Below are 17004 nucleotides of genomic sequence, written 5' to 3'. Positions count from 1 at the left end.
CAGACAGGTTCGTCAGTTCGCAAAATCCACCTCGTTCGCATCAGCGCGCATCGCCCGCCACAAGCGCCAATACCGCGGCAGCGGTTTCGTCCTTGTCCGCATTCCAGACCTTGAGGCTGGCCGAAGCGAACTTCCGCTTCCCGCCCTTAGTGACGCGTTCGCGGAGCCGTGGACGAACACGTCACCCACCTCGTTATTGCTTAGGAATAAGCGCCGCGAACTGGCGCGCTTGCCTTGAAGTCCTACCCCCAACATTCTCCCCTGGCTTAGCCACCACAATTTGCTGATTGAGCGACACAGCCCCTGCCCGCCCGAAAGCGCGTTCGTGAGCGATCGCCAGCAACTTGATTTGCACGACGGGCTTGAGCCATCCGTCTGGCCCCCAGGCCGCATCATCATTGAGCAGGTCGCTCATTCTTCGCACGGCGACTTCACCGTTGGCCTGAATAGCGTCTCGAACCTCTTTGGACATGGCTGGCCGTCCACGTGGATTGCCCGACTGGCCTTTCTTGAACCGCAAATTTCACCCCCTGTTTCATTCCTGTTAGCAGCGCGCCAGCCCTCCACGTGCGCGAGGGTGGTCTGTGCATCTCATTCACGACCCCTACTGCCGTTCAATCGACTGTCATGTTATTTTGGGCCAACACTCAGAATGACATTAGCTTAGCTGACCTTACTCTTGCCAAAAACAAATTTCTCTAATGATGTGATACACTTAGCGTATCACAGCCCTCTTCTGACGGGCTTTTCTGGCGGGGCTTTCTGGCGCTGGCGGGGGGAATTTGGGTCCGAACATCGTTGGCGGGGGTTCGAAGATGGAAGTTCGGACCCTAAAACCTTTTACTTTCAACCCTTTGGCGGGGGGTCTGAAGGGTCCGACGGGGGTTAGTCTCTTTTATGTCGGGGACGTAGGGGGGCGGGGGTATCGCCCGCTCCCCGTAAGGGGTCTGCTCCTCTCCCCCACACATACTAGGGGAGGCGTTTTGCGGTCAAACCCCGCCAGAGCCATAAAAATAAAGGGTTTTTGCCAAAAAACGCTAAGTTCGGACCCCCCGCCAAAAACGCCCTATTCGACCACCCTCAGACTGATAAATTTCTCCAATCCGAGCGCCGTTGTGACCAAGTGCTTGGGTTGCCCGCCAGCGTCGCTTCTGACGTACTCCAGATAGCCTCTGTCGATCATCATATCGAGGACGCCAGTGACGTCATTTTTGGGCAGTGCTTTCCCGCCGAAGACGGGCCGAGGGTCGAGACCTTTGACGCCCGTCTTGGACAGGCGCTCGCCTGCGTCCTCGGCGCGTTTGACGGCGCGCACGTAGTGTTTGAAGAACACCTCGTGCCGCTCTTCGGCGGTTGCCAGCCGCTGCTCTTCGGCCTCTTCGGGCGTCTGCGCCGTGCGTGGCCCTCGGATCAGGTCGAGCCTGAAGGGCAGTTTATCGTGGCGCTTGGCGAAGAGTGTGTCACGCACGGGCTGTCCGTGGGACAGCTTGACGACTTCGATCTGGGTGATGCGCCCCGAGTTGACGTCCATCTCTGAAATATCTGGCGGCAGATATTTCATCGGATCGGCGACTTTCTGGCGGGGGTGCAGGACCATCATGCCGCGCGCGTTGTCGCCGAAGGCCGTCCCTCCGCGCCCTGCGTGGGCGTCAGAGGTGCCCGAGCGGGCCACGGCCTGCGAGACGTGGTGGATCACGCCCACGGCGCACCCCAGCGCCGTTGCGATCTTCCGGCAGGCGTTCATCAGCGCGGCCTCGCCATCGTTGACGTACCGCTCGCCGGGTCCGAAGTAGACGGCGGGGTCGATCCACAGCAGGGCGGGTTTGATCTTCTTGTAGGTATCGATCAGATCGCCGACGACGTCGGTCTCGGTGACGTTGTCACTTTGCATTTCAACGAAGCGCCCCCGCCCGATGACGCCGCTCAAATCCTCCAGATAGAAGCCCTTCATGATCTGCGCCCGCTCATGGGGCAGGAACGGATCGGCGTCCTGCTTGATAATCTGCTGAAGGCGGTAGTTGAACTCGTCGCGTGTGTCCTCTTTGGTGACCATGACGACGGGGCCTGTCCGCATGACGCTCTGGCCCCACAGGGGACGCCCTGTGATGACGTGCAGGCCCATCTTGATGGCGAGGGTGGTCTTGGATGCCCCGCCCGCGCCTACCATGCCAAACGGGGCGATTGGGATCATGCCCTGCACGAGCATTTCGGGCGGCGCGATATCGCGGTCCATGAAGTCCGCGCCGAGGGGTTCGGCCCTGAACAGGGCGAGGCTCTCCTTCTCGACCCATCCCCGCGCCATAAGGCCGACCGTATACTCGGCGCTACCGTATCTCCCCCAGCGCCCCATCCAGCCACGGCTGGCGTCGCTGTGCATCAAGACCCACGCATACTGCTCATATGCCAGCCCCGCCTTGGCGCACTCGTGGGCCACGCTGATGACGCACTCCATTGGCGACGAGACCAGGGTGGCGGTCAGGGCCTCGGCCAGTCGGGGAGTGTCCCCGACCAGCTTGTTGATCCCGTCCAGCGCGTCTTTGGAAAGGTCTTTGCGATCCGGCAGGCCGTACGCGACCAATTCTTCATAGGTCATGCGCCACCCCCGCCGGACTTTTTGCATAACTGCCGCACCGACTGTTCGAAGTCGAACAGATCGGTGGTGCTCTCGATGGTCACTTCCATCGCCGTCAGCTGCAAGAGGATGCGATCCTGCTTGGGTATTTCGCGCATGGCGAGGACGTACTCTTCAACCTTCTGGCTCTGTTCGGGGGTCATTGGGCACCGCCTTCCAGCAAGTGCTTCACCGCCGCGTCACGGTCCAACATGCCGCGATTGGACGCGTAGCAGCGTCCAGAGGGCATCTGGATGGTGTAGTCGCCAATGACCTGCCCGAAGGGCGTTACCGGATACCACTCGGCCTCGGCGTCGGCTGTGCCCGCCCACGCGATCAGGGGCGTCTCGTCGATCTCCCCCTCCAGCGCCTCCAGCACGGTAACCCCAGACGGCGCAGGGATCATGCGGGTGGCGTGTTTCTCGTCGAGGTGAAAGGCCAAGGCGACCGCGCTCTGGTGCTTGTTGTTGGTCAGCTCCTCCAGCCTGCGCAGATCGACTTTGTTGAACTGGATCATCGGCAGACTGCAATCTCTACAGATGTTGACCTCCTCGAACGAGGTGGTGAACTCAACCCCGCAGATGCCGCAGGCCTTGAGGTGACGCTCTTGCGCGTCACAAGATGTAGGTGTATTCATGATGTACACTTTCGGTTCTTGCCCGAACATGAGTGCTTATACGAGGCCCAGTCGGAAACGGCTGGGTCTTCTGCATTTCATCGGGCGTAAATGGAAGGGATCAGGCCGCAGCCTCTGGATCGACACGGCCAGACAAAATCCAAGCCTCGATGTCTTCTGGGCGGTAGCGGATGTTGCTGCCGATCCGAACGTATGCAGGCCCCTGATTGCGGTGCCGCCAGTTCGCTAACGTCGATGGCGCGAAGAGGCCGGGGTACTCCTTGACCACTTCGTCCTCCTTCAATAGCTTTAGTTTGTCAGCCATGGCTGATCTCCTTTGAAATGGAGGGCGCCGGGGAAGACCGTCAAATCTATTACCCGGTGCCACCAGCCCTCAGATGGATGCGGTGGCATGGGCAAAACTAGAGATCACACACACGCCTCGCAACCTATTTTTCCAGCTAACATACTGTGATACATACATAATTACGCTGTGATACATGCGGTAAGCCGCTCTAATTTCGGGACATTCGCTGAAAAACTTTTTTTCGGGGTGGCTGAAACCCAAGATTGCGACGAGATTGGATCACAGCGAGACGCAAATCTTCTAAGCTATTGTTATTATTTGATCATTACGGCCATCCGTAATCGCCTTGTTCATGATAACCCTTTCCACAACGCCCAAATTGGGCCGCGCCTCGTTGGGAGGGAAATATCAACTGGGTCTTAACGGCCTGCGACAGCACCGTGACGGTTGGGTGGGGGTATCAGGCATTGGCAGTGAGCGAAGATCACTTCAACACAAACCGAAAAGCCCGGCGCAACTCGGCCTCGGCATCGGTGTTATACCAACGCCCATGCGCCAGAATGATGCGCTCTGGCTGCCAGCCGATCATGCGCTCGACTGCAGCACGCAGCTTGGGCATGTTGCCTCTAAAGGTCATGCGCATGTCCCGTGGCATCTGCCCGTCCGGATCCATGATCCTGGCAGGTCCGGCAAACAGACGCATCCACCACGGCAGATTTTCACGCTCAAAGTTTTCGATGAGGTCCGTCAGGATCAGGGTGCGCGATGCCACGTGAAAGAAAACCGCCTCATGGTGAATACGGCTGCCCTGCACCACCATCTGTTTGATCTCTGCGCGCCACGGCTTTTCCGACTTATCGAGCTTCAGATCATAGTCTATCTGCATCTCAATCTTGCGTGTCTCTGCCCGCTCTTCCACCCCCGGAGCCGCCCAGGCCACGGTGTCGGGGAAAGCGGCCTGCCAATCCGCAATATGGGCATAGTGTATCCAGTTCGGCGCGATCAGATGTCGAACCGGACCCAGCGCTTGGATTTGATCCGCCAAAGCCCTGTCGAAAACGGTCGGGGAATGCAGCCAGATGTCCCCATTGGCCAGCCGCACCACCGTCATTCGTGTGGAAAACGGCATGCCATAAAACCGGATCGCCGGACCGTCCACGATCCAGATATCCGGACCGATGGGCTTCAACGTATTGAGCGGTTCATATCCAGTGGTCATGCCCCATGATTGGGGCACAACCTAAGGGGCGTCAAACCAAATCGCCCGCCAATGCCTGATCAATCAACGCGATGGTTTCGGTAACACCGTAAAGGGCAATAAAACCACCAAAGCGCGGACCTTGCGACGCACCCAAAAGCACTTCGTAAATTGCCGTGAACCAATCGCGCAGCGGCTCAAAACCGTTGTTCTTACCGATGGCAAAAACCACCGATTGCAGGAATTCGTCACTGCTAAAATCCGCTTGTGGAAGTGGGTCATCATTGCCCATCATCGCATTTTTTGCCGCAATCGCCGCCAGCGCTGCCTCTTGGGTTTTCAACGCATCCGCCAAGTCTTGCAACGCCTTGCGTTCCTGATCGTTGGGGGCGCGGTAAGTCTTGGCAGGCTTCACAAAGTCGTGGAAATAGCGCACCGCGTGGCCTGCCGCTGCATCCAGTCCCGGATGGGTTTCGGCGGTCGCATCGGGGGCATACTTATTGATAAAGCCCCACAAGGTTTCCTTGTCTTCCGCGTTTGACACTGACGCAATATTCAACAGCATCGCAAATGGCACCACCATATCCGATTGAGGAACATTGCCGCCATGGATGTGCCACACCGGGTTGTTCAACTGCGCCTTCAGGTCCTGCCCGTGATAGGCCCGCAATTGCTGATGATACTCGTCCACCGCCTTGGGGATCACATCAAAATGCATCCGTTTGGCGGTCTTTGGCTTTTGATACATGAAGTACGCCAGACTCTCGGTCGAGGCATAAGTCAGCCACTGGTCGATCGACACGCCATTACCGGATGTCTTGGAGATCTTCTGCCCGTTTTCATCGAGGAAAAGCTCATAGGTGAAATGCTCAGGCGCACGCCAGCCAAGGATGCGGCAGATCTTGTCATAGATCGGCGTATTGGTGCTGTGGTCTTTGCCGTACATTTCAAAGTCAACTTCCAGCGCCGCCCAGCGCGCGCCAAAGTCCGGCTTCCACTGCAATTTCACATTGCCGCCGGTGACCAGCAGGGTCCATTCCTTGCCGTCCTCATCATCAAAGGTGATCGTATGATCGGCCGCGTTGACCTCTTTCATCGGCACATAAAGAACACGTCCGGTTTCCGGGTGGATCGGCAGGAAAATCGAATAGGTCTGGCGACGCTCTTCGCGCAAAGACGCCAGCATCACTTCCATGATGTCATCGTATTTCTCAACCGCGCGCTTCAGCACCTCATCAAATGCCCCCGAGCCATAAAACTCAGTGGCCGAGTAGAAATCATACTCAAACCCAAACGTATCCAGAAACCGGCGCAGCATGGCGTTGTTGTGATGGCCAAAGCTTTCGTGTGTGCCAAAGGGATCGGGCACTTTCGTCAGCGGCAATTGCAGATGCTCAGTCAGGCTTTCTGAGTTTGGCACATTGCCCGGCACCTTGCGCATCCCGTCCAGATCATCCGAAAAACAGATCAGCTTGGTCGGAATGTCCGAAATTAGCTCAAATGCGGTTTTGATCATCGTGGTGCGCGCAACTTCGCCGAAGGTGCCAATATGCGGCAACCCGGAGGGACCATAGCCGGTCTCAAACAGCACATATCCCTTCTCAGGCGGCTGCTTTTGATAGCGTTTCAACACCCGGCGTGCCTCTTCAAAGGGCCAGGCTTTTGAAACCAGTGCAGCGTCGCGCAGTTCAGACATGTCTATCTCCGGGTGTTTCGGGTGCCATATTGCACCCCTAATCCGAGGCTACCTATTGCTCATGGGCCGATCAGTCAATATTCTGCACTGCAACAGAGCTTTATTAAGGAATTTCGCCCGTGTCTCAGGATATTGCCCACCCGTTGACCCCACAGGACTGTCTTGTGGCCGTCATGGTCGCCATTTCGGCCTCGGATGAGAACATTCGCACCGCCGAACTGGTTAAGATTCAATCTGCAGTAAACAACCTGCCAGTTTTTGCCGATTTTGATATTGATCGTATGCAAACCGTGTCTCAGATCGTGTTTGACCTGTTCGAACAAGAAGACGGTCTTGCCGCTTTGTTTGGTCTGATCCGCGAAAGCCTGCCCACACGGTTGAACGAAACCGCCTATGCACTGGCCTGTGACGTGGCTGCTGCGGATGGGTCACTGGCGGAACCAGAACTGCGCTTGCTAGAAGAAATGCGTTATGAGTTGCACATCGACCGCCTACACGCCGCCGGCATCGAACGCGGCGCACGGGCACGGCATATGATTTAGTGTAAGAACGGAATAAAAGTCAGCGGTACGGGACAATCTTGCCGATAATGCGAAGCGGTTAAATGTCAGTAAAGTTCTGCAAAACGGACATGTTGAGCAGGCCAATCTGACGGGTCCAAGTTGATTGTTAGTGCATGATCGGCCTTGGTTCCATTGGTATGATGATTTCCGGAGCCGGAGGATTTCCAAACTCCGCCAACGTAGATGACTCTATTGACTTGGCAGAACCACTGAATTCATACTGTGTTAAGGGGAAATCCACAGTATCTTGGATTGGCCGGCGACTACGGGTGTCGGGATTTACGCGCCTCTTGTGGCATTAAGGTGCTGCTCAGGTTTCCTTTGCGAGCAGAGTTGGTCATTACGGAAGGAAACAGAATTGGACCCGATAGCTATAGATGGCCGACAGACAATAATCATAGCCATTCTCGCGCTGTATTTGGGAAAGTATGCAAACGCGAAAATCAGCATTCTTCGAAAGCTCAATATACCGGATCCAATTATTGGAGGCCTTTCGGTTTCGATACTGTTCAGTTTGATTTATCTTGCTTTCGGCTTTGAGTTTGAATTCGCCGCAGATTTACAAATTGAGCTTCTTATTGTTTTTTTCACGGCGCTTGGCCTGTCGACAACATTTGAAACCATGCGTAAGGGCGGGAAACTATTCGCCATTTTTGCAGTCGCAGCCGTAGTATTCATGATCCTACAAAATGGGGTTGGAGGACTTGTTGCATATGCTGCGGGCTTAGACCCTCTAATTGGCTTGCTGGGCGGTTCTGTTTCGATGGCTGGAGGCCCCGGAATTGCGGCTGCATGGGCTTCCGTTTTTGAGAGTGACTATGGAATTGCCTCAGCCAGCGAGGTCGGCATTGCTTTCGCCACCGTTGGTATGGTGCTTGGCGGGGTTTTGGGAGGGCCAGTTGCCTCACGGTTGGTAAAGCGCCACAAGTTAACACCTGAGACGGATGCAGTCTTGAGTATTGGTGTCGCGCATTCTGAAACAGAGGTGGAGATATCTTACGACAGTATGCTGCGCACCATTCTTACGATGGCTCTTACAATTGGAATCGGTACAGGAATTCACTATCTGCTAGATCAGGTCAACTTCAATCTTCCGACCTTTGCTGCGTGTCTTATTGGCGGAATCCTGGTCATTAATCTGGGGCCACTTATGTTTCGCAAGCTGAAGTTTCCAAAACCAAACCAATCAAGAAGTCTTGCTTTGATTTCCGAGCTCTCTATCGGCCTTGCTTTGGTAATGTCATTGATGACAATGCAATTGTGGACTTTGGCCTCAGTCGGGCCTGCAATCTTTCTAATTCTTGCAATCCAGACAGTAATGGCAGTCGCATTTGCTGGCATTGTCCTGTTTAGGTTAATGGGATCTGATTATGAAAGCGCGGCAATGGCATCTGGGTTTGTAGGAGTGTTTCTTGGCGTCACGTCCACCGGGCTGGCGAACATTTCAGCCGCTGAAAAATCCTACGGTGCAGCACCTCGCGCTCTTTTGATAATCCCGTTGATAGGTGCCTTCGTCGTAGAATTGACGAACCCAATCATAACGCAACTTTTCATTCAACTGTTTAGTTGAGTAGGGCTTTGAAACGGGGAAATCGGTAACGAAGTGAAATGTACGATTTGGCTTATTCCGGACCTTCGCCGCAATGTTCACTAGAGTCGGGTTTGGGCCGGTCGCGGCACTTTATCTAAAACAGATCAAAGTCTGGAATGTTAGCATTACCGACCTTGATGCATTCGGTAAATAACTTCCGGCATTCTTCTATTTGCCTTCCAGCCTGCGTGACATCGTCATTAGTTTTCCAATTTTTGTATCGAGAATGAAGTTTTCTCTCTGCCGTTTACTTCTTCCGAGAGAAGTTTCTGCTGGTCGCCCAGTTGCGCGCTGACCTTTACTTTGAGGTCAGCACAAAGCTGCCATTCTGACGCCTGATCTTGAAGCACAGGATGGCTTTTCAATCACGCTACGAGAAGATTGCGCCGGTATTTTAGAGGCTTACGGGGGAGAGTAAAAAAGAAAAACTCCCGGAGGCTGTAGGCCTGATCGGGAGTCAATTCTCAGTGGTTGCGGGAGTAGGATTTGGACTATAGCGAGATCCGGATGACGTTGCCGACCATTCATAGCGTCGGCCACCGTTGTAGCGCAGCTCTAGCATTGCGGACCTTCGTGCAAGACGCAGCATTTTAACTTTGGCCATGACAAGGTCGCGGACAATCCTGCAGGTCGATCAATGTGCGGAAAAAGCCGCTACCTCCCCAATTGCATCGTGCTTTCCGGCTCCCAACGCATAAGCCCGTCGTCATCTTTTTTACAGCGCAATAGTCTTTCCTCTACGTCTCGCACGGTTTCTGTGACTGTATTGTTTCCGGTCAAGAGAACGTATGCGTCAGCCGAGTAGGCCAGCCCAGAATAATAGCAAAACCGCTGCTCAGCATTGTCTGGAATCGGGGAGGCAACAAGTACTCCGGATTGGGCCTCAACAATTGTTGCGCTGATGATAAACGCGGCTGACAGAAGGGCGTATTTCATTGGTTTTCCTCTATTTTTGAATGGTGGTTATGCAACAGGGTAAAGGATACCTCATAGTTTTAACAGACTGTCCTTTCGTTGTTGCAACCTGGTCTGACTTAAGGAGGGTACATCAAAAATGAGCCCCTCTATTTGGTCCCAATACTGCCTTCGCCGTCGGAGTACTGGTTCGGGTTTGCCTTCAGTCACTGTTTAAGCGTTCTTGATTTGCTCATGCCGTTGTTCCAACAATCGTTGCCCGGATCATTTCTTGGGGAAAACGAAAGTTGCTGCAAATCTGAACCCCCAACCTTCCGGACCATTGGCCGGGCTATCAAAATAGTATCGCACCCCCCCTTGCAGGGAGACTTTTTGTTTTCCAAAGGAAACCAGTTTTGACACCATGAAATTCACTGGCAATGTCCATTGTTTCGTATTCCAATCATAGGACGCTTCCGAGTTCACGGTATATGTCCAGTGGTTCGGAGTTCCATAGGCAACAAATGGTTGGATATAGGTTGAATTGAGGTTGTCACTTTCAAATGACCAAAGGTGGTTTCCCAATGCCCCAATGGTCCATGGTCCGGGCTGAACAAGATAAACTCCGGTTATCCCGCCACCCCATTCACCCAATCCAAAATCTGGATCGCTCGATGTTGGCAAGCTGAGAATAGGCCCTACACCCCAGGTAGATCCATTCGCAGTATGGGCAGGGCTGAACCAAAAACTTATCGACGTATCCCCTAATCCAGATTTCGAGCCTGGAGATCCAGCGATGTCTGATTGCCATTTGTAAGGAATGATTGTTCGCGTGATCAGATTCAACTCAGGTGTCAGTGAAAACGGTATTACCGGTTGAATGTTGAGAGTTAACCTTTCACCGTCGGGAGTACCGAAACCCGTGTCGTAGTTAAACTGCATCGGCACTGAGATCAGTGAGGCAAGCGGGTTGGACAGTTGTTTGGCCAGCTCTGCATCGTCGGCAAATGCGCTCTGGCATGTGAGGAAGAACGGTACTGACAGCATCAGTTTTCTGAAAAATGTCTTCATCGCCAGCTCCACTTCCCAGACATCACAGTAAATGCCTTCGAAGCATTTTTTCATCTCCCGTAGGGTTGTCTATGGGCGGGGCGTTTGTCAACATCTCAGCAAGCGGTTGTATTGAACGCCATTCGGGTCAAAGGCCATGGAATGCACTGTGGTGCCGTATTAAGTTCTGGTCTTTTGGAGAGATTGTCGGGCGCGCACATTAGTTTGTTAGGATTGACCACTCATCCCGAATGATATCTTCCCAACCTTCTTGTTTGGCAATTCCAGCAAGGGCTTCGCCCATCAGAACGGCCACCATCATTCGACCTCTGATTGCGGCCTCACTTTCAGAGAACCCGGCTTCCTCGAACATCCATTTTGCAAAACTGAATCTGGACGCGATGACACGTGAAAAAGCGGCCTCCACGGTAGGAGAGCGTCTGGACCAGACCTTGATCGCAGCATCCGTTCTCGCGGCATCTTCGCGGATAACCTGACACATCAGGTTTAGAATTCGCTGCTTGGGCTCACCTGTAAAGGCCTGCGCATCGTCAATGATGTTGGCCGTCAACGCATTTTCCCAGTGGTCGAGAACCCCTTGAAGCAAGTCCTGAACATCTCTGAAATGCCAATAGAAGCTACCGCTTGTCAGGTTGAGTTCGCGAGCGATGGAAACGACCTTGATTTTATCCACCCCATCGCGGTTCAGCACGTCGGTCGCAGCTAACAGCCATTCTTTTCGGCTAGCTCTTTGATTTTTGGGCTTTTCCATAGATGCCTCTGTTGACTAGCAAGAACAATTTGGTACCATAGACAAGACTATGGATAACCTCGACAAACGCCATTTCACATTTTCGAGAGTCGAGTTCACCAAGTTCTAAGCGTTCATTTTAGAATGAAAAAGGGGAAAAAGATGCAAAAACGCTCACCAAAACTGATAAAAAGTGTTGCCGCGGTCGCGCTTGGAATAGCGTTTTCCGTGAGCGGGTTTACAGCTTCTTATGCGGAGGACCTGATGCCGTTAGGGCGTTCCGCGATGGAAATCAAGGATGGCGTATATCCCGCTAGCTACTTCCCAAACACTGAAATTCTGGGCGCTGATGAGATGCGCATAACCGCGCTTGGAACTGGTATGCCCAACCAGACCAAAGCGGCCGTTTCGATCTCTTTTTACGTCGAGTTGGGAAATGGCGACAAATTCCTCTTTGACGTTGGTACTGGATCGTCCGGTAACTTGTTTTCCCTGCGACCCGATTTTTCCAAAATCGACAAAATGTTCTTTAGCCACCTGCACGTTGACCATGTCGGCGACTTCATGGGCATGCACGTAGGTGGATGGCTGTCTGGACGTTACACACCCTTGCGCATTTTTGGCCCATCCGGTGCGACACCGGAACTGGGCACCAAGTCATATGTGGAAAACATGAAGAAGGCCTATGCGTGGGATCTGCAGACTCGTAGTGGCGCTTTGCCGGATGACGGCGCAAAGCTGGACGTCACCGAGTTTGACTACATGCAAGAAAATGTAATTGTCTATCAGGAAAACGATGTCACGATCCGGTCATGGCCTGCCATTCACGGCCTTGACGGCTCTGTCAGCTACTCGCTTGAATGGAATGGCCTGAAGTATGTGTTTGGCGGCGATACCTATCCGAACAACTGGTACGTCAAATACGCCGCGGGCGCCGATATCGCATCTCACGAAGCCTTCCTGCCGCCAAAAGCGCTGGCCACCTACTTTGGGTGGGATTTGGCGCAGGCCACTTATGTGTCTACCCGGATTCACTCAGAGCCAAAGGCCTTTGGCAAGGTGATGTCTGCTGTGAAGCCGCGCATGGCCATGGGGTATCACTCGGTTCTGTCACCAGAGAACTATCAGGCCATTCTTGAAGGTGTGCGCGAGACCTATGACGGGCCGCTGGTTCTGGCGCGCGATCTGGTGGTTGTTAATGTCACCAAAGACAACATTGTCGTCCGCGACGCGAATGTTGATGACTATGTTCTGCCACCCGATGTCGGCAAGGCCTACATTGATGCGCCGCGTTCAGATGAAAAGTCGCCTTCGGACAAGGTCAACGCAGGCAAGTGGAAGGGCTATACGCCACCTGAAATGCCCAAGAAGTAACACGGCACACCGACGGGCCGGCATATCGCCGGCCCTGCCTGCAGCTTTGTAAGCTAACTCAGATATTCAGGAGGCTCTTATCATGAAGCCTGTATTGTCCCTCGTCGCCGGGTTGTTGGCGCTTTGCACCATTTTGACTGGTCCGGTCGTCGCGGATGACGACGTTTGTGAAGCACTTTTTGTGCACAGCGCATCTGATATGTCGTTTGACGGAACCACCCTTGTCATGGCTAACGCGTCACCCATGGTGACGTTCTTTTGTGACAGACCCGTTCGTCTGGCTGGCCACCTGACAATTCCAAGTTTTCTGGATGAAGTGTCCACGTCTGACGATCCCTTTTCAAATAACCCGCCCAATGCCGTGATATCCATTGTGTCGGGTGATAGCGCCCCCCAAGACATCGTAGTCACGATCAATGCCAGACCCACCGTTGATGGCACAACGTTAACTTATTCTGATTTGACAATTCTTGATGGACCTGCCTCATCTGTATCCGGATCAGGCACAGTGTTCATTGACCATTTTGGTCGCCCGATGTCCCCTGGATCTGTGGCGGGTGTACATCGCAGGAACGACCGGCGCGAAGTTCGCGAATGCAACAGGCACGATGATCCCGGGCGCGATAGATACTGTACCTGTGGCGCTGGTCTGGTTTGTAACTAGGCTTTATGTCCACCGTCGGTTTCAAGTATGATTCCGTTCTGAACAATGTAAATGAGCTGGCTTTGCACAAGTTTTGGCGCCACATCCTGTTGCCTTTGATTGGCTCGTTCCTGTTGGCCACCTATGCCCATGCGGACTTGTCGCCGATGACAGGTGCCGAGGTTGCGCCGAACATTGTGGAAATCAATGTGTCGGACGCTGGTGTTCAGGTTCTCCTCGAGATCTACGTGGACGACTTACCGGTTTTCGAAGACCTCTTGCCTGATGGCTGGATTCCGGGTGGCACCCCAAACCGCCCCAGCCACCAAGACCGCATGCAGCGGTTTTCTGAACTCGGTCTGAGCATTCGACCTGAAAACGGCGGTCTTCTTCCGCTTGAGGTGGTGCTGATCGAGCCCAGAGAACGGATCAATCGCAACTCTCCTCTTGCTGGCAAAACCGACGCGATCACTGGCATCCGGTACCCAACCGCACCGGACGATCCTCGGGTGATCTATGCAGAATTGTTTTACAGCTTTGAAGGCACACGGCCCGAGCGGTTGGTCATTGCCCCTCCGCAGGAGGATGACGGCAATGCGCGGGCGCCCATCGGCATGATCGTGTTTGACCGCAAGGTCGCTGTGACGGACTTTCGCCATTTGTCCACCCCCGCCTACCTGACCATTGACTGGCAAGACCCCTGGTACAGCCGTTTCGACAACCCCAAACTTCGCCGCCATCACCGCGATCCGGTCATGACATTTCTTTATGCCGAACCCTACGAAATCCGGCACGAAGCCTTGTTGCGGGTTGAAGATGCGGCAAGGCTTGTGAACATCGACCTGGACGGTTCAGTGGTCAGCGATGCGGAACGACAAAGGCTCGAACAAGCGCTACCAAATGTGTTGCGTGACCTGTCTCCGATGACCGTAAATGGTGAGGCTGTCGTTCCTGATTTTGATCGCATGTCTTTTCTCAAGGCGGGCGCATCGGGGCTCACTTATCTGGAGCCGGGTGAAGACATTCTGACGGATGTCGCCATTGTTGGACTTATCTATTCAGTTCCAACAGACATTTTCGCCAAAGAAGCGACTGTAACATGGTCCGTCTTTGATGAGGCGTATCCCACCGTTCCAGGCAACGCGATTGATATAGGCGGTCCGTTTTTTGCAAGCCTGTCTCCTGAAAATCCGGTTCTTACGTGGACGAACTACTTTAAAAAGCCGCCATACCCAGCGATTGAAGAAATAGCCGTAACGCAAAAGGGGTCAGCTGTTCCGTGGCCAGTAATCCTTTTAATCGCCGCAATCGCATTCGTATCTATCGCGTGCCTGCTTCTTGTTTTTCGCAAGACGTCCGGACGCCGCGCGGCTTTTGCTGTTCTGTCAGTGGGGTTGGCCTGCGCCGCGACTATTCCCTTGGCGCAACGTCAGGCGGGCAGTGCGATACTTCAACTGACCCAAGAGGCGATGATGAAGCTCTCCAATGATCTGCTGACGAATGTCTATCGGGCTTTTGACTTTCGAACCGAAGATCAGGTTTACGATCGCCTGGCTTTCACACTTGCCGGGGACGTTCTGGAAAAAGTGTATCTTGAACAGCGACGCGCCTTGCGTGTCGAAAAGGCCGGCGGTGCGCAGGCAAGAGTTGACCAATTGGATGTGACCAGTGTTTCGCAGTTACCGGCCACCGCTTCGGGAACGCTGCGGCTTGCTGTTGAATGGCGCATATCCGGGACTGTCGGGCATTGGGGACACAATCATCGCCGCGTGAACGCATACTCAGCCGAAGTCACGCTGCAGCCCGCGAATGGTGTCTGGAAAATTCAGGAGTTTGATGTGCTTTCCCAGGATCGGAAACTATGAAGGTAGAGGTTCAAAATCTTCGGTACTCTTACGGGACGGGGGATTTTCGGATTTCCATTCCCGATCTGGCTGTTCCCTCGGGCCAGTCGTTGGGAATTGTCGGGCCGTCAGGCTGCGGCAAGACAACCTTCCTGAACATTGTCTCGACTGTCACAAGACTCAGACAAGGGAGCCTGACATTGGGCGACGTCAATCCGGCGGAAATGACAGATGCAAAGTGTCGAGAGTTTCGCGCCCGAAACATCGGTTATGTGTATCAGGATTTTGGATTGATCGACTATTTAAGCGGTCGCGAGAACCTACTCTATCCGTTTTTTGTCACGGGACGAAAAGGCGATGCGACGCTGAACGGTCGAATTGAGCAGCTCGCGGACGAGTTTGGGATTACCCATGTTTTGGGTCGAAAACCACAAACCATTTCACAAGGTGAGCGACAGCGTCTCGCCATTTGTCGGGCGATGCTGGGAATGCCGTCCTTAATTCTCGCAGATGAGCCAACAGGCAATCTGGACCCCGCCAACAAGTCCAGCATTCTGGATCACTTGTGCCGGCAATGCCAAACGTCCGGGGCCACGTTGATCGTCGTAACACATGACCGAAATCTGACAGATCGCTTTGATCAGGTCATTGATTTTTCAGATTTTGCGCAGGTGAACCGATGACTGGCCTTGCCCTTCTTGCGATCAGAAACCTGCAACACAACAAAGTGCGTAGCGCGGTGTTGATCTTTGTTTTGACAATTGTGACGTCCATTCCCGTTCTGGCAAATCTGGTGATTTCACAAGCCGAAAGAGACCTCATGGCACGGGCGCAAACCACGCCCCTGGTTTACGGCGCCCAAGGTTCACCCATCGACCTCGTGCTGGGCAGTACGTATTTTAGCGGCCAGAGCACGACCGATGTGAAAATGGCCGACTACCTCAACCTGATTGATCTGTCGTCCTTCGCCCTCGCCCCGATGCGGCGCGCTGGGACCATCCGTGGGCTGCCCTTTGTTGGTGTGGATTACGAATACTTTACAGAGCGCGGCTTGCGCCCCTCAGAGGGCTTTCTTCCGCTTCGGGTGGGAGATGTCGTTCTGGGGCACGCCGTCGCCCAAAAAACGGGCCTGACCATCGGAGACGAACTGAGGACAGATGCAACGCAGGCGTTTGATCTGGCGGGTAGCTATCCTGTGACTTTGCGTGTTTCCGGTATTTTACCACGGACAAACAGCCCGGATGATGGTGTTGTTTTTGCGGACTTGCAATCGGCTTGGATCGCAGAAGGGATTGGCCACGGCCATCAGGAGTTAACCACATCGAGCGACCCCAATTTGCTGTTGAAACCTCAAAACAGCGCTCTGGTCGCCAATTCAAGCCTTGCGACCTACACGGATTTGACACAGGCGGATAGCGACGCGTTCCATAATCACGGAGCGGATTCAGATCTGCCCTTGTCTGCTGTTCTTGTTTTTCCACGGTCACCCAAATCTGAGGCACTGCTAAAAGGGCGCGTTGCAGAACAGCAAGAAACCCGCCAGCTTGTCGATGTCGAGAACGTCATCCAGGATTTGCTGACGCGCGTATTCCAGATGAAATCCATTCTTCAGAACGTTGTTGCATCAATGGCCATCGCAACGATTGCCGCGCTGTTTCTTGTTGTTGTTCTATCTGTGCGCATGAGGCGTCGTGAATTCGAAATCGCCAATCAAATCGGTGCACCAAAAAGGATTGCTGTGTTTCTCGTCGCGATGGAGCTAACGATGTTGCTGTCTGCCGCGCTTGGCCTAACCCTCGCGATTTCCGGGGCGGTGTATATCTTTGACATTGACGCCCTGAGCCGAATTTTGGTGGAGAGGTGAAG

At 53.8% G+C, this 17004-nt stretch carries 17 protein-coding genes; 7 read left to right on the top strand and 10 right to left on the bottom strand.

Translation table 11 applies throughout. The annotated features are described in order from the left end of the window. Positions 1-193: 193 nt before the first annotated feature. From BUC32_RS02935 to BUC32_RS02905, 7 genes are all read right to left on the bottom strand, one after another. On the bottom strand, positions 194-520 hold the full coding sequence (locus tag BUC32_RS02935; RefSeq protein ID WP_139280614.1) for a DUF5681 domain-containing protein: 327 nt from the start codon (positions 518-520) through the stop codon (positions 194-196). A gap of 546 nt (positions 521-1066) precedes the next feature. Further along, positions 1067-2593, bottom strand: coding sequence for an AAA family ATPase (locus BUC32_RS02930; protein ID WP_073249199.1), 1527 nt, complete (start codon positions 2591-2593; stop codon positions 1067-1069). Next, the gene (locus BUC32_RS02925) at positions 2590-2775 is read right to left on the bottom strand and encodes a hypothetical protein (protein WP_073249196.1); all 186 of its coding nucleotides are present in this window, start codon (positions 2773-2775) and stop codon (positions 2590-2592) included. The genes BUC32_RS02930 and BUC32_RS02925 overlap by 4 nt, the downstream gene beginning before the upstream one ends. Continuing rightward, entirely contained in the window at positions 2772-3248 is a 477-nt protein-coding gene (locus BUC32_RS02920; RefSeq protein WP_139280613.1) for a hypothetical protein, read from the bottom strand. Before BUC32_RS02920 ends, BUC32_RS02925 begins: the two co-directional genes overlap by 4 nt. A gap of 100 nt (positions 3249-3348) precedes the next feature. Further along, positions 3349-3552, bottom strand: coding sequence for a helix-turn-helix transcriptional regulator (locus BUC32_RS02915; RefSeq protein WP_083599223.1), 204 nt, complete (start codon positions 3550-3552; stop codon positions 3349-3351). 466 nt (positions 3553-4018) lie between these two features. Beyond that, positions 4019-4753, bottom strand: coding sequence for a DUF4336 domain-containing protein (locus BUC32_RS02910; RefSeq protein WP_073249192.1), 735 nt, complete (start codon positions 4751-4753; stop codon positions 4019-4021). Positions 4754-4784: 31 nt separating this feature from the next. Then, positions 4785-6428: a lysine--tRNA ligase gene (locus BUC32_RS02905; protein ID WP_073249189.1), complete on the bottom strand. Its 1644-nt coding sequence runs from the start codon at positions 6426-6428 to the stop codon at positions 4785-4787. A 173-nt stretch (positions 6429-6601) separates the two neighbouring features. On the opposite strand from BUC32_RS02905, the gene BUC32_RS02900 reads away from it, so the two are divergent. Both BUC32_RS02900 and gltS read left to right on the top strand, forming a co-directional pair. Beyond that, entirely contained in the window at positions 6602-6970 is a 369-nt protein-coding gene (locus tag BUC32_RS02900; protein WP_407695239.1) for a tellurite resistance TerB family protein, read from the top strand. Between the two features lie 379 nt (positions 6971-7349). Further along, positions 7350-8561, top strand: a complete 1212-nt coding sequence (gene gltS / locus BUC32_RS02895) for a sodium/glutamate symporter (RefSeq protein WP_175556883.1) — start codon at positions 7350-7352, stop codon at positions 8559-8561. A gap of 675 nt (positions 8562-9236) precedes the next feature. Here gltS and BUC32_RS02890 read toward each other — a convergent pair. The 3 genes from BUC32_RS02890 to BUC32_RS02880 all read right to left on the bottom strand — a co-directional run bounded on the left by BUC32_RS02890 (position 9237) and on the right by BUC32_RS02880 (position 11298). Beyond that, positions 9237-9518, bottom strand: a complete 282-nt coding sequence (locus tag BUC32_RS02890) for a hypothetical protein (RefSeq protein WP_073249185.1) — start codon at positions 9516-9518, stop codon at positions 9237-9239. 243 nt (positions 9519-9761) lie between these two features. Beyond that, positions 9762-10547, bottom strand: coding sequence for a transporter family protein (locus BUC32_RS02885; RefSeq protein WP_073249277.1), 786 nt, complete (start codon positions 10545-10547; stop codon positions 9762-9764). A 199-nt stretch (positions 10548-10746) separates the two neighbouring features. Continuing rightward, positions 10747-11298 (bottom strand): TetR/AcrR family transcriptional regulator, encoded by a 552-nt coding sequence (locus BUC32_RS02880; RefSeq protein WP_073249183.1) that lies wholly within the window; start codon positions 11296-11298, stop codon positions 10747-10749. Between the two features lie 141 nt (positions 11299-11439). Between BUC32_RS02880 and gntH the strand changes: the two genes are divergently transcribed. The 5 genes from gntH (at position 11440) to BUC32_RS02855 (ending at position 17002) form a co-directional block, all read left to right on the top strand. Next, positions 11440-12651, top strand: coding sequence for a guanitoxin biosynthesis MBL fold metallo-hydrolase GntH (gene gntH, locus BUC32_RS02875; protein ID WP_175556882.1), 1212 nt, complete (start codon positions 11440-11442; stop codon positions 12649-12651). A gap of 82 nt (positions 12652-12733) precedes the next feature. Then, positions 12734-13315, top strand: a complete 582-nt coding sequence (locus BUC32_RS02870; RefSeq protein ID WP_073249179.1) for a hypothetical protein — start codon at positions 12734-12736, stop codon at positions 13313-13315. A gap of 62 nt (positions 13316-13377) precedes the next feature. Next, the gene (locus tag BUC32_RS02865) at positions 13378-15159 is read left to right on the top strand and encodes a hypothetical protein (protein WP_139280612.1); all 1782 of its coding nucleotides are present in this window, start codon (positions 13378-13380) and stop codon (positions 15157-15159) included. Further along, on the top strand, positions 15156-15821 hold the full coding sequence (locus BUC32_RS02860) for an ABC transporter ATP-binding protein (RefSeq protein WP_073249175.1): 666 nt from the start codon (positions 15156-15158) through the stop codon (positions 15819-15821). Before BUC32_RS02865 ends, BUC32_RS02860 begins: the two co-directional genes overlap by 4 nt. Further along, the gene (locus BUC32_RS02855) at positions 15818-17002 is read left to right on the top strand and encodes an ABC transporter permease (RefSeq protein ID WP_073249173.1); all 1185 of its coding nucleotides are present in this window, start codon (positions 15818-15820) and stop codon (positions 17000-17002) included. The genes BUC32_RS02860 and BUC32_RS02855 overlap by 4 nt, the downstream gene beginning before the upstream one ends. Positions 17003-17004 lie beyond the last annotated feature (2 nt).

This window comes from Shimia gijangensis, assembly GCF_900142085.1.
In the GTDB taxonomy this organism is placed as follows: domain Bacteria; phylum Pseudomonadota; class Alphaproteobacteria; order Rhodobacterales; family Rhodobacteraceae; genus Shimia; species Shimia gijangensis.
The sequence above is the reverse complement of the archived record's forward strand: the minus strand, read 5'-3'. Positions and strand labels throughout refer to the sequence as shown.